This window comes from Streptomyces sp. NPDC104381, assembly GCF_055583745.1.
On record NZ_JBVJNK010000003.1, the window covers coordinates 774803 to 788376 of the forward strand.

Genomic DNA, 13574 nt, shown 5'->3' on the forward strand with positions numbered 1-13574 from the left:
CGGTTAGCCTGAACTCAATATGAACCGTTTGACGACGTCACAGGGCGAATTCGATCTCGCCCGCCATCCCGAGAACCCCCGCGACCCGTTCCGCGCGTGGGACGCCGCCGACGAGTACCTGCTGCGGCGGCTGGAGGGGGCGGAGGGGAGCGAGCCGGTCCGTCCGTCCGGCACCGTGGCCGTGGTCGGCGACCGCTGGGGCGCCCTCGCCACCGTGCTGGCCGCGCACAGCCCCGTACAGATCACCGACTCGTACCTTGCGCGGCGGGCCACCGAGGCCAACCTGGCACGCAACGGAGCCGCCCCCGACGCCGTGCGCATGCTCTCGGTGCGCGACACCCCGCCGGAGCGCGTCGACCTCCTGCTCGTACGGGTGCCCAAGAGCCTCGCGCTGCTGGAGGACCAGCTCCACAGGCTCGCGCCCGCCGTGCACGCCGGGACCGTGGTCATCGGCACCGGCATGGTGAAGGAGATCCACACCTCCACCCTCAAGCTGTTCGAGCGGATCATCGGTCCCACCCGCACCTCCCTCGCGGTGAAGAAGGCACGGCTCATCTTCTGCACCCCGGACCCGGCCCTGCCCAGGACCCCCAGCCCCTGGCCCCGCCGCTACGCACTGCCCGACGACGTCGGCGTGGTCTCCGGCCGCACGGTCACCAACCACGCCGGGATCTTCTGCGCCGAACGCCTCGACATCGGCACCCGCTTCTTCCTGAAGCACCTCCCGCGGCGGACGGGACCCGACCGCGTCGTCGACCTCGGCTGCGGGAACGGCGTACTCGGCACAGCAGCCGCGCTCGCCAACCCCGACGCCACGGTCACCTTCGTCGACGAGTCCTACCAGGCGGTCGCCTCCGCCGAGGCGACCTTCCACGACAACGCCGGAGCCGACGCCAAGGCCGAGTTCGTGGTCGGCGACGGGACGGCGGACCTTCCCCGGGCCGGCGTGGACCTGGTCCTGTGCAACCCGCCGTTCCACTCGCACCAGGCGGTCACCGACGCCACGGCCCGGGACATGTTCGCCGGGGCGCGTGCCGCGCTGCGCCAGGGCGGGGAGCTCTGGGTCGTCGGCAACCGGCACCTCGGCTACCACACCCAGCTGCGCCGGATCTTCGGCAACTGCGTCACCGTCGCCGGGGACCCGAAGTTCGTGGTGCTGCGGGCCGTCAAGCGCTGACCCGCGTCAGGAGAGGTCGTCCCGGCCGAGCCAGGACGGCACCTCCGGCACCTGCGCGTCCCAGGCGGGCGGGGGACCGGGCTCCGGCGCCGTCGGCCGGGGCTCCGCAGCCCTTGGCGGAGCGGGCGCCTTCGCCCCGGGCTCCTCCCGGCCGGCGGGCGGGGAGGGTTCCTGCGCCTCGGCCGGCGGCGCGGCGGGGGCGGGGGCGGCGCTGTCGTACAGCTGCTCGGCCACCGAGAACCGGCAGTGGAAGGGCTGCCACTTCCCATGGGCGACCAGCAGGAAACCGTTCGCCTCCCGGTACAGCTCCCGGCGTCTCGGCTCAGCGGGATGGAACGGTTCGAACCGCTCGGCCAGCAGCCGGAGCGCCGCGAGCGCCTCCTCGCGCGTCCCCTCCACCTGGCCCAGGACCTCCACCGACCACGTCCGCGCATGCCGGCCGTACCCGCGGTTCTCCTCCACCACCAGTCCCCATCTGGGCACGGCCCCACCCCTCCCCGGAACGCGCGCGGTTGCGGTATGCATGTAACTGCGCCGGGACGTCATCCTACGAGTCACCGTCCTCCCGGCAGGACCGCGCCCGTACGACGACCCCGGCCCCCGGGCCCCGGTTCCGCCGCCGAACGGAAGGGACGAGCCGATGAACGATCCGGACCCCGGGCTGTTCGGTCCCCGCTCCGTCACCTGGCAGATGCACGGCGACCCCATGATGTGGGTGGCCGGCGTCCGGGCCCTGTACCTCCAGGCGCTCCACCCGCGCGCCGTCCGCGGGGTCATGCAGAACAGCGACTTCCGCCAGGACGCCTGGGGGCGTCTGCTGCGTACGGCCGACTTCGTGGGCACGCTCACCTACGACCCCACGGAGGCCGCCGAGAGGTGCGGGGCGCGCGTACGCAAGATCCACCGGCTGCTCAAGGCCACCGACCCGGAGACCGGCGAGGTGTACGGCGTCGACGAGCCCGGGCTGCTGCTCTGGGTCCACTGCGCCGAGGTCGACTCCTACCTCCAGGTCGAGCGCCGCTCCGGCTACCCGCTCACCGACGCCCAGGCCGACCGTTACGTCGACGAGCAGCGGGAGAGCGCCCGGCTCGTCGGCCTGGACCCGGCGGACGTCCCCGCCACGGCCGCCGCCCTCGCCGCCTACTTCGACCGGGTCAGGGACCAGCTCGCCGCGGGCCCCGAGGCGTCGGACGTCGACGACTTCCTGCGCGACCCGCCCGTCCCCGCCCTGCTGACACCGGCCCGCGCCCTGCTCTGGAGGCGCGTGGCCGCGCTCGCCTACGACTCCCTGCCCGCGTACGCCCATGAGCTGTACGGCAGAGCCGCGCCGCCTCCCGCGGCGGTCGACCGCCGGCTGCGCATCACGGGAACCGTCCTGCGCGCCATCCCCTCCCGCCTCCGCTGGCGCCTGCCGCCCGGGCACATCGTGAAGGCCATGGCCCGGCTCGGCCCCGGGAGCCGCCCCGCCCCGTACAAACTCCGCAGACAGGCAGCCATACTGGACGGGCCGGGGAGGGCGCAGCAGCGGTAGCGGGGCAGCGGAGCATACGGGGGCGACAACAGGCGATGGCGGACACCACCAGGCTGATCCAGAGCCGGTACCGGCTGCTCGACATGATCGGGCGCGGAGGCATGGGCGAGGTGTGGCGGGCGCGCGACGAGTCGCTGGGCCGCCAGGTGGCCGTCAAATGCCTCAAACCGATGGGGCCGCAGCACGACCAGGCCTTCACCCGCGTCCTGCGCGAGCGCTTCCGGCGTGAGGCGCGGGTGGCCGCGGCACTCCAGCACCGCGGAGTCACCGTCGTCCACGACTTCGGGGAGTCCGACGGCGTCCTCTACCTGGTGATGGAACTCCTGGAGGGGCGCAACCTCAGCCAGCTCCTGGAGGACAACAAGCAGCACCCCCTGCCGGTGGAGGACGTCGTCGACATCGCCGAACAGGTGGCCGACGCCCTCGGCTACACCCACCAGCAGGGCATCGTGCACCGCGACCTCAAACCCGCGAACATCATGCGCCTGGACGACGGGGCCGTGAAGATCTGCGACTTCGGCATCGCGAGGCTCGGCCACGACATCGGCTTCACCTCCCGGCTCACGGGTACCGGCATCGCCATGGGCACCCCGCACTACATGTCGCCCGAGCAGATCAGCGGAGGAGACGTCGACCACCGCAGCGACCTCTACTCGCTCGGCTGCGTGCTGTACGAGATCGCCACCGGGGTACCGCCGTTCGACATGGACGACGCCTGGGCCGTGCTCGTCGGGCACCGCGACACCGTTCCCGAGCCGCCGCGCACCCACCGCTCCGAACTGCCCAGCTTCTTCGACGAGGTCGTCCTTGACCTGCTGGCCAAGACGCCCGGCGAACGTCCGGCCGACGCCGGTGACCTGCGCCGGCGCATCACGCTCGGGCGGACCGGCGGGCAGCCGGAGATCGGGCGGGTCCGGCTCGCCCCGCCCGTCCCGGTCCAGCACCCCGCCGGAGGCAGGGAGTACCGACTGCCCTCCTGGACGCGCGACATGACCGCCGGTCACAAGGCCGTCGGTGCCACGGACCCGGGCACGGCCGCCATCGACCAGGCGACGGCACTGACCGGGGCGTGGACCACCGCGACCGGCCGCGCCCCCGCCGACGGCCTCACGCCCGGGGGAGCCGGCCGCCCCACGCCGCCGCCCGAGCTGCTGGCCACCCTGGCAGGCCGGCACAGCGCCGGGCTCAACCTGGGCCGGCTGGGGCACTGGGAGGAGGCCGGCGACGTACACCGCGCGGTCGCCGCCGAGCGGGAGCGCGTCCTCGGCCCCGCCCACCCCGACACCCTCGCCAGCAGGTACGAGGTCGCCTTCACCCTCAGCCGCACCGGCCGGGCCGAGGACGCCCTGCGTGAGTTCGGCCGGGTCGCCGACGGCCGTGCGCACACCCTGGGCCCCGATCACCCCGAGACCCTCGCCGCCCGGCAGGAGACGGCGTACGTCCTGGGGCAGCTCGGCCGGCACTTCGAGGCCCACCAGGTCTACGCCGCGGTGCTCGCCTCGCGGGAGCGCTCCATGGGCCCCGACCACCCCGACACCCTGCGCTGCCGGCACAACCTCGCCTTCAACCTCAGCAGGCTCGGCCGTCCGGAGGACTCGTACCGCATGGCCCGCGAGGTGGCGGACGCCCGCGCCCGGCTGCTCGGCGCGACACACCCGGACACCCTGGTCACCCTGTACGAAGTGGCGTACACCCTGGGCCGGCTGGACCGCTGGACCGAGGCCCTGCAGACCTACCGCGAGGTGGCGGGGGGCCGCGCCGCCACCCTCGGCGCGGACCACCCCGACACCCTCGCCGCGCGCTACGAGGTGGGCATCAGCCTCGGCAGACTGGGCCGCAGCGCCGAGGCCATGGAGCTCTACCGCGCCCTGGTCGCCGACCGCACCCGGGCCTGCGGCCCCACCCACCCCGAGACGCTGCGCGCCCGGCACGGACTCGGCGTCAACCTGGGGCGGATGGCGCGCTGGGAGGAGGCGCTCGAAGAGGCACGCGAGGTCTGCGCGATCCGGGAACGCACCCTCGGACCCGACCACCCCGACACCCTCGTCAGCCGCCGCGAGGTGGCCGTGGGACTGGGCTGGCTCGGCCGCTGGTCCGAGGCGCTCACCGACTACCGTACGGTGGCCGGCGTCCGCGAACGGGTGCTGGGCGCCGACCACCCCGACACCCTCGCCGGCCGCAACGACGAGGCGCACTGCCTGGAACAGCTCGGCCGCAGCACGGAGGCCGTGGACCTCTACCGGAGGGTCGCCGACCTGCGCCGGCAGCGCGCGGCGCCACCCCACTGACCGTCAGGCCAGGCCGCCCCGCACGCGGTAGAGGTCGCGCAGCAGCGCGATCTCCGCCCCGTGGTGCAACAGCTCCTGGTTGACCCACCACACGATCTCCAGGAACGGATCCTCCGGGTCGCTGCCGTGCGGGTACGAGCTGTACCCGACGGTGTCGAGTGCCGCGTCGTCGGCGCCGAGCAGCGCCGCGCGCCACGCGTCCGCCGAGGCGCCGAAGTCCGCGAGGGCTCCCGCCGCGTCACCCACCGGGCGGTAGTCGTCCCGGGTGAGGCTGTGGCTCCCCGCCGTGTGGTCGGCACGCAGCGCCAGCAGCTCGCTGAGATGGCTCAGACGCCACGCGAGGGTGGTGAAGGGCGGCGGCGAAGGATGCGGGTGCGGCGCGGTGTCGCGCCCCCACGCTCCCGCGCCTGTCAGGGCGGTCGCCCCCGGGCCGGGCCCTCCGCCCCGGCGGCGGACCGACCAGCAGCCCGGCACCGGCTCCCACAGGTACTCCTCGTCGGTCAGCGGGGGAACCTCCACGTCCGTGCCGTTGCCGCTGTCCACGAACGGGCCCGCGAGCCGGCCGGTGAGCCGCTCGCGTGCCTGGTCGAACTGGTCGAGCAACGGGGCCAGACGGGCAGGCGTGTTCATGGAGGCTCCAGTGCCGGGCGCGGGACGACGCGGTAGGGGCAGCACCTTGCCACACGCGCCGCCGGACCCCCACCGGATTTCCGGCGCCCCTTCCGTGCGCCACGAACCGCGCCCCCTGTCCAGAGACGATCATCCCGTGTTACGAAGGGGCATGCCCGCAGACGAGACGTCCTCACCCGGTGCCCCCGCGCACGCCGCCTACGACACGGTGATTGTCGGCGGCGGCCACAACGGCCTGGTCGCCGCCGCCTATCTGGCCCGTGCCGGGCAGTCCGTACTCGTCCTGGAACGTCTCGGCGGCACCGGCGGAGCCGCCGTGTCGACGCGCCCCTTCGAGGGGATCGACGCCCGGCTCTCCCGCTACTCCTACCTCGTCTCGCTCCTCCCGCAGAAGATCGTCCGCGAGCTCGGCCTCGACTTCGCCGTACGCAAGCGCACCGTCTCCTCGTACACCCCGGCCGTGCGCGGCGGCCGGTCCACCGGGCTGCTCGTCGGCGGCGACGGCACCCGGGACTCCTTCGCCGCGCTCACCGGCGACGGCCGGGAGTACGAGGCCTGGCAGCGGTTCTACGCGATGACGGGCCGGGTCGCCGAGCGGGTGTTCCCCACCCTCACCGAACCGCTTCCGGCCCGCGACGAGCTGCGGGCGCGCGTGGCCGACGCCGACGCCTGGCGCATGCTGTTCGAGGAGCCCATCGGCGTCGCCGTCGAGAAGAACTTCACCGACGACCTCGTCCGCGGAGTCGTGCTCACCGACGCGCTGATCGGCACCTTCGCCGACGCCCACGACCCGTCCCTGCTCCAGAACCGCTGCTTCCTCTACCACGTGATCGGCAACTCCACGGGGGACTGGGACGTCCCGGTCGGCGGCATGGGCGCGCTCACCGACGCCCTGGCCGGAGCCGCGCGGGCGGCGGGCGCCGAGATCCGCGTGCTGCACGAGGCGACCCGTATCGAGACCGACGGCACCCAGGCCGAGGTCACCGTCCGCTCACCCGAGGGAGAGCACGTCGTCGGCGCACGCCGGGTCCTGGTCAACGCCTCGCCCCGGGCGCTGGCCGAGCTCCTCGGCGAGGAGCCGCCCGCCCCCGCCGAAGGCGCCCAGCTGAAGGTGAACATGCTGCTCACCCGGCTGCCGAGGCTGCGTGACCGCTCCGTCGACCCGCACCGGGCGTTCGCCGGGACGTTCCACATCGCCGAGGGATACGGCCAACTGGCCACCGCCTACCAGGAGGCCGCGGCCGGCCGCCTGCCCTCCGCCCCGCCCTCGGAGATCTACTGCCACTCCCTGACCGACCCGTCGATCCTCGGACCCGACCTCGCGTCACGCGGCTACCAGACCCTCACCCTGTTCGGCCTGCACACCCCCGCCAGGCTCTTCGCGGAGGACAACGAGACGGCGCGCGAAGCCCTGCTGTCGGCCACCCTGGCCCAGCTCGACGCCCACCTGGAGGAACCCCTCACCGACTGCCTGGCCCTCGACGCCGACGGCCGTCCGTGCATCGAGGCGAAGACCCCCCTCGACCTGGAGCGCGACCTGAGGCTCCCCGGCGGTCACATCTTCCACCGGGACCTCTCCTTCCCGTACGCCACCGGGGAGACGGGCCGCTGGGGCGTGGAGACCGCCCACGCCAACGTCCTGCTGTGCGGTGCGGGCGCGGTGCGCGGCGGCGGGGTCAGCGGGGTGCCCGGCCACAACGCCGCGATGGCGGCACTGGGCCGGTGACGCCCCACCGCTAGCGGCCGAACACCCCGCGCAGCGCCCCGATCTTGCGCGGCAGGTCGTACTCCGCGCCGCCCTCGTGGCCGTTGTACGGGAACACCTCCAGCTCGGCCGGTCCCGCGTACGCGTGGTACGCGGCGAACACCGTCGACGACGGGCAGATCCGGTCCATCAGCCCCACCGAGAACCACGCCGGAGCCGTCGCCCGCGCCGCGAAGTTGACCCCGTCGAAGTAGGAGAGGGTCTCCATCGCCTCCTCGACCCGGAAGCGGTGGCCGGACAGCCAGCGGGCGATCTCCGCGTACGGACCCGAGTCGGTGATCTGAGAGCCGCGCCGGAAGTGGCAGAGGAACGGCACGTCGGCCACGGCCGCCGCCACGTCGTCGCGCAGTCCGGCGACCGCCAGCGCGAGGCCGCCTCCCTGGCTGCCGCCGAGCACCGCGACCCGCGAGGGATCCACGGCCTCGTGCGCCCGCACCGCGTCGACCGCGCGCACGGCGTCGGTGACGAGCCGCCGGTAGTAGTGCCGGTAAGGGTCCTCGATGCCCCGGGTGAGGAAGCCGGGGGAGGAGGAGCCATGACCGTCCGGGTCGAGGTCCGGGGTGTCCGACGTGTTCTTGCCGCCGCCGCCCTGCCCCCGGTTGTCCATCACCAGGTGGGCGTAGCCGAGCGCGCTCCACGTCAGCCACGCGTACGGCACTCCGCGCCCGCCGTTGTACCCGATGTACTGCACCACGGCGGGCAGCGGCCCCGAGCGGACGCGCGGCAGCATCAGCCATGCCTTCACCGGCTGCCCGCCCCAGCCGCCGAACGTCACGTCGTACACGTCGACGGTCGCGAACCCGGCGTCGTACGGCACGAAGGAGGCGTCCAGACCGTGGCGCGCGCTCTCGCCGAGCGTCTTCTCCCAGAACGCGTCGAAGTCGGCGGGCTCCTCCGGCTCGGGCCGGTACGCACGCAACTTCTCCAAGGGCATGTCGAACAGCAAGGGTCTAGCTCCTCTTCAGGGTGAGGCCGAGGGTGGCGCCGTGCAGGCCCGCCGTGTCCGCGGTGATCCGCAGCCCCCGGCCCGTGACGGCGGTACGGACACCGGGGTCCGCCGTGGCGACGGTGAGGCCGGGCAGGTCCAGGTCCAGCACCACCGAGGACCGCAGCTGCGTCGGATCGGACAGGGCGACCGTGACCGTCCTGCCCTCCGGGCGCACCAGCACCGAGGCGGGCCCGTCGCAGGTCAGTTCCCGCGCGGTGCCGGCGCCCCAGAAGTTCGCGGCGAGCAGCCCGTCGGAGAGGCGGCGCACCGCGTGCACGGCCGTCGAGCGGGAGACCGGCTCCACCGGAGGCGCCGCCGCCCACTGCCGGGTCCGCGCCGCCGAGGCCGCCGGAGCCTGGAGCCAGAAGTAGCCGGCACCGGAGGGCGCCTCGCCGTGGTCCTGCCACAGCGTCAGATAGGGGCGGGTGACCGGGGTGTCCGTACCGTACTTGAGGTTGATCTCCCGCCAGGTCGCCGTGCGCTCCTCACGCAGAGCGCGCAGGTCGGCCGGCTCGGGGAAGACATAGCCCCCGGTCCCTTCGAGGTGCAGCCAGCGGACCCCGCCGAGCCGCGCCGACCAGTCCGTGGCACCGGGGGCGGGGACGCCGTCGACGAGCAGGGGCGCCGCCGGGTCACGCAGTTTGCGGTTCTCGACGACGGTCTCCACGGCGCCCGTGTCCGCGTCGATGCCCGACCCCACGCACGCGATCACGTCGTCCAGGCAGAACCAGCTCTTCAGCGCGCGCAGCGTGCTCCCGTACGCCCGCAGCTCCATGCCGTACGCGCCGAGCGTCGTGCCGGCCAGCGCGGTGCCGCCCGCCCAGTCGGCGGTGCTCGTCGTGCGCTGGCCCGCGGCGTCCGCCGGCCGGCCTGCGACGACCGTGGTGCCCGGCAGCCGGGTGGGGTCGACGGTGGGCCAGTAGTCCTCGCTGTAGTGCCCGAGGTCGTCCGTGTACAGGAGGACCATGCCGTCGGACAGGTGCCAGCCGTGCAGGTTCTCGTTCTGGATCGACTCGTAGGTGTAGATCCGGCTCGAGTACGCCGAGACGCCCAGGGCGAACGACGGCCGGTGGTGCGCCGCCTTGTCCATCCGGGGGTGCTGCTTGTGGGTGACCAGCGGACCGCGCGCCGGGACGGGCGAGTCGAGGACCCGCAACGCGGCGACGAGGGACGCGGGGTCGGTCACCGCGAGGAAGTCCCGGTAGGTGTCCTCGGCGATCCACTGCTTGACCAGCGAGGTGAACACCTCGCCCGTCTCACCGGGGAAGCCCGGGATCAGCCGCAGCACCGCCTCCACGACGGTCTGCGCGGAGGCGTGGCCCTGCTTGCTGGGGCGTGCGATCTCGCGCCCGCACACCGAGGCCATCACGTCGCCGCGCACCAGCAGCGGGTCGAAACCGTCGACGATCCAGCCGCGAACGTTGTCGAGGGCGGGGTCGGTGACCGCCCAGTCCGTGCCGGCGAGCAGATTCAGCAACCGGGAGAGACTGTTGAGCAGCTCCTTCCCGTAGCCCCCGTTGTACGGATGCTTGTAGTGCTGCAGGAACGAGCCGTCCGCGTAGAAGCCCTCTCCCGTGCCCGAGGGCCCGTCCGTACCGTCGTTGAAGGCCAGGACGCTGTTGGCACTCCCACCCTCGACGTCCGAAAGAGCGTCACGCACCGTGCCCAGGGCGTCCCCGTCGTCACGGAGCACCGCGTTGACGGCGACCACGGTGGAGACCCACACCCGGTTGGCGCCGGTGGCGATCTGGCGGTCGGCGCGCCACAGGTCGGGGTCGGGGGTGTAGTGCCGCACCGCGGTGGTGACGCGCCCCAGCCGGTCCGCACCGAGTGCGTCGTACAGCAGGACGGCCGCGTCGTTGAGGGCGAGGGCCGAGCCGATCTCCCAGTCCCAGTCGTTGTCGAAGCGGGTGTGCCCGGGGCCGTAACGGTTCGTCAGCATCCAGTCGAGGCCCGCGAGCAGCAGGTCGCGCAGGGAGGTGTCGCCGTGCTGCGGGGTGCCGGGCATCGCCCAGGCGGTGGCGATCGTGGCGAGGCGCTTGAACGAGGTGGTGACGTGGTTGGAGAGCGTCGTGCTGGTGAGATCCTCGAACAGCCCGTCGGTACGGGAGGGGTCGAGCCCCTTGGCGGCGGTGGTGGCGGCCCTGCCGGTCCGGGCCACGGCCGCCGCGATCCGCTCGTCCGCGAGGTCGAGACCGGGACCTCCGGTCAGCAGGGTGTGCCAGCGGGCGCGCAGCGCGGCGGCGTCACCGGCGGCGGCGTGGGCGGTCCCAGGGGTAAGGGTCAGGGGCAGGGTGACGGCCGCGCCGAGCGCCGCCGCTCCGGCCAGGACGGTGCGGCGTGTGGTGCCGGTGTCCGGTCGCATGGTTGGGGTCCTCACAGGTGTCGGCGGTCGACGGCGCCGGCGAGCGCGGCGTGACCGGACGGGTCGGGATGCAGGCCGTCACCGCTGTCGAAGGCGGGCCGCAGACGTGACGGGCGTGCGGGGTCGCGCAGCGCCGCGTCGAAGTCGGCGACGGCGTCGAACAGGTGGCCGGTGCGCACGGCGCGGTTGATCCGCTGCCTCACCTCGTCGGCCGCAGGGGTCCAGCGGACCCAGCCCTCGAACGGGGTGATGGTCGCGCCGACGGTCCTCAGCCCCGCGCTCCTGGCCCGCAGCACCAGCTGGCGGTAGCCGGCCAGCACGAGCGAGGAGTCCGGCTGAACGGGCGGCTGCTGGAGGTCGTTGACGCCGAGCTGGACCAGCACGGTGCGCAGACCGGGCAGCGACAGGACATCGCGGTCGAAGCGCGCCTGGCCGCCGGGCCCGTACCGGGCGTCGTCCAGCAGCAGTCTGTTGCCGCTGATCCCGAGGTTGGCGACCGCCGAACCGGGCAGCCGCCGGGCCAGCTGGTCCGGCCAGCGCAGATCGGCGTCGTCGGGTGTGCCGACGCCCTCCGCGACGGAGTCGCCCAGCACGGCCACGACGGGCCCCCGGGCGCCCGTCACCTCGACGCCCGTCAGGAGGAACACCGAGGTGGTGCGCGCCCCGTCGACACGGTGCGACGCATGCGTGTTCCGGTGGAAGGACAACGGACCGGTGGGACCGGGCAGCCGGGTCTCCACCGTCAGCGCCGACCCGTCCGGAGCACGCAGCCCGTCGACCGGGTCGCTGGTCAGGGACGCTCCCGCGGCCAGCCACGCTTGCCGCCGCCCGCCGAACGTCACCGCCCGCCCGCCGGCGGTCACCGGACCGACCAGCACCGGTACGGTCCCGAAGGCATGCCCGTACCTCAGGCGCACCCGGCCGCCGGCGGAGAGCCGCACGGTCGCGGTGCACACCCCGTCGGTCAGTCCGGCGGCCGCCACCGTGTCCGCGTCGGTCGGCGCGGTCTGCGCGGTCGCCCAGGACGTGGCCCAGGCCGTGTGGGCTTCCTTCGACTGCGCCGCCCGGGCCTGCGGAACCGTCGCCGCGGCCGCCGCCACCCCCGCGACCGTGGCCGTCAGCACCCCGCGTCTCGCGGGCCCCCGGGCGGTCACCGCGGGCACGCGCCGGTCGGGTCGTGCTCGCCGCCGTAGGTGCCGACCGCGTCGCCGCCGGTGTTGCCGCTCATCGTGTTGGCGCACACCGGGCCCTGCGGGGTGCGCATGAACTTGACACCACCGCCCGCGTTGCCGGTGATCGTGTTCCCGTACACGCTCGTGCCGGTGCCGTCGGTCGCGGTGTCACCTCCGAGACGGACACCCGCGCCCACGTTGTCGTGCACGGTGTTGTAGCGGAAGACGTTGCCGCTGCCACGGGCGTCCAGCCCGCCGGAGCTCGCGTCCCTCTGTCCGCTGCAGTCGTTGTACTCGACGTAGTTGGCGGTCGAGTTCTCCTTCACGTCCACGCACTCGTTGCCCCGGGTGACGATGGTGTTGTGGTGGATGCGGTTGTTCCTGCTGACGTCGGCCGCCGCGTCCGGCGCGCCGTTGGCGCCCTGCTGCTCGGGCGCCGTACCGAGGTAGATCCCCTCGCCGTTCTTGCCGCCCCCGCCGAACTTGAAGTCGGCGACCCCGCAGTCGGTGATGGTGTTGCCGTCCACCTCGGCGCCCGTGACCAGATAGCGCAGCCGCAGGCACTCGTCCGCCGCGTTCCTCAGCGTCATCCTGGTGATGTGCAGGGCGCCCACCCCGTTGCCCGGGGTGGTGCTCATGACGTAGATCAGCTTGGCGCGGTAGCCGGCGACGTCGTCGGCCGAGCCGTGCAGTCCGTCGACCGTGAAGCCGCTCAGCGTCGTCGAGTCGTGCCGCACCTGGATGATCCTGCTGTCACCCGCGCCCTTCACCACGGCGTTCGCCGGCCCGGTGACCGTGACACCGGGGCGCGTGGTGACCACGTCCTGCCGGTACGTACCCGCCGCGAGGTGCACCACCGCCCCGGTGGGCGCCAGGTCGAGGGCCTTCTGGATCGTGGCGAGCGGCGCCTCCGCCGACGTACCGGAGGCGGAATCGCTCCCGGACGGCGAGACGTAGTACGCGGTGGCCGCCTCGACGGCCGGCGAGGGCGGGGCGAGCAGGAGCGGGACGCCGGCGGCGAGCGCGGCGACGAGGACGGTACGCGGTAAACGCCTCATGGGGTGTGCCTCCTGGGATCGGCGAAGGACAGAGCGAGCAGTACGGGGACACTGGGGCCCAGCAGCAGCGGCCCCAGCGGTACGACGAGCGGGAGCAGCACGGCGGAGACGGCAGCGCCGAGCAGCGCGGTGCCCCGGGCCGGGGACCCGAAGGCGAGCGCGAGCGCACCGGCCGACCAGGCGCGGACCGAACCGCCCGGCGACCGGCCCGCCTCGGCCGCCAGGGCGATGTGATGGACGACGAGAGCGGCGGCGATGCCCACCTGGGCCGCGAGCACGACGAAGGTCCAGGGCTCCGGACGCCCCACCAGATACACGATGTTCGCCGCGAGGACCGACGCCGCCACCGTGGAGAGCAGCCCGTGGAGCCACAGCGCGCGCCCGTACCGGGTGAACGCGGCGAAGGTGTTCACGAACACCCGGCTGTCCCCCTCCGTACGCCAGAGCTGGAGGGCGTGCCCCATCGCGGCCAGCGCGGGCAGCCACGTCACGACACCCAGGGACAGCACGGTGCACGCGGCCCCGGCGACGGCGGGAAAGGCGATGAACTCCAGCCGGCGCAGCAGCGCCGTCCCGCCGGACGGGAGGATTGCCTGCATG

At 73.8% G+C, this 13574-nt stretch carries 11 protein-coding genes; 4 read left to right on the forward strand and 7 right to left on the reverse strand.

Translation table 11 applies throughout. The annotated features are described in order from the left end of the window. The first annotated feature begins 19 nt into the window (after positions 1-19). Entirely contained in the window at positions 20-1177 is a 1158-nt protein-coding gene (locus ACZ607_RS12880) for a methyltransferase (protein ID WP_469734656.1), read from the forward strand. 6 nt (positions 1178-1183) lie between these two features. Here the strand turns inward: ACZ607_RS12880 and ACZ607_RS12885 are convergent, their stop codons facing one another. Next, positions 1184-1660 (reverse strand): hypothetical protein, encoded by a 477-nt coding sequence (locus ACZ607_RS12885; RefSeq protein WP_469734658.1) that lies wholly within the window; start codon positions 1658-1660, stop codon positions 1184-1186. A gap of 157 nt (positions 1661-1817) precedes the next feature. On the opposite strand from ACZ607_RS12885, the gene ACZ607_RS12890 reads away from it, so the two are divergent. After that, positions 1818-2708 carry an oxygenase MpaB family protein gene (locus ACZ607_RS12890; protein ID WP_469734660.1) on the forward strand — a complete coding sequence of 297 codons (891 nt, stop codon included), beginning with the start codon at positions 1818-1820 and terminating at the stop codon, positions 2706-2708. 35 nt (positions 2709-2743) lie between these two features. Continuing rightward, a complete protein-coding gene (locus ACZ607_RS12895) occupies positions 2744-4996 on the forward strand; it encodes a serine/threonine-protein kinase (RefSeq protein WP_469734662.1) in 2253 nt (750 codons plus the stop codon). A gap of 3 nt (positions 4997-4999) precedes the next feature. Here the strand turns inward: ACZ607_RS12895 and ACZ607_RS12900 are convergent, their stop codons facing one another. Continuing rightward, positions 5000-5626, reverse strand: a complete 627-nt coding sequence (locus ACZ607_RS12900; protein ID WP_469734664.1) for a DinB family protein — start codon at positions 5624-5626, stop codon at positions 5000-5002. A 151-nt stretch (positions 5627-5777) separates the two neighbouring features. On the opposite strand from ACZ607_RS12900, the gene ACZ607_RS12905 reads away from it, so the two are divergent. Next, positions 5778-7352: a phytoene desaturase family protein gene (locus ACZ607_RS12905; protein ID WP_469734666.1), complete on the forward strand. Its 1575-nt coding sequence runs from the start codon at positions 5778-5780 to the stop codon at positions 7350-7352. Between the two features lie 10 nt (positions 7353-7362). On the opposite strand, the gene ACZ607_RS12910 is transcribed toward ACZ607_RS12905, so the two are convergent. Genes ACZ607_RS12910 through ACZ607_RS12930 form a run of 5 tightly spaced genes read right to left on the reverse strand, consistent with a single transcriptional unit; the run spans position 7363 to position 13573 of the window. After that, entirely contained in the window at positions 7363-8337 is a 975-nt protein-coding gene (locus ACZ607_RS12910; protein WP_469734668.1) for an acetylxylan esterase, read from the reverse strand. 4 nt (positions 8338-8341) lie between these two features. Then, on the reverse strand, positions 8342-10744 hold the full coding sequence (locus ACZ607_RS12915) for a polysaccharide lyase 8 family protein (protein WP_469734670.1): 2403 nt from the start codon (positions 10742-10744) through the stop codon (positions 8342-8344). Between the two features lie 11 nt (positions 10745-10755). After that, on the reverse strand, positions 10756-11907 hold the full coding sequence (locus ACZ607_RS12920; protein WP_469734672.1) for an SGNH/GDSL hydrolase family protein: 1152 nt from the start codon (positions 11905-11907) through the stop codon (positions 10756-10758). Beyond that, positions 11895-12974: a DUF1565 domain-containing protein gene (locus ACZ607_RS12925; protein ID WP_469734673.1), complete on the reverse strand. Its 1080-nt coding sequence runs from the start codon at positions 12972-12974 to the stop codon at positions 11895-11897. Before ACZ607_RS12925 ends, ACZ607_RS12920 begins: the two co-directional genes overlap by 13 nt. Beyond that, positions 12971-13573, reverse strand: coding sequence for a YesL family protein (locus ACZ607_RS12930; RefSeq protein WP_469734675.1), 603 nt, complete (start codon positions 13571-13573; stop codon positions 12971-12973). The genes ACZ607_RS12925 and ACZ607_RS12930 overlap by 4 nt, the downstream gene beginning before the upstream one ends. Between the last annotated feature and the right edge of the window lies 1 nt (position 13574).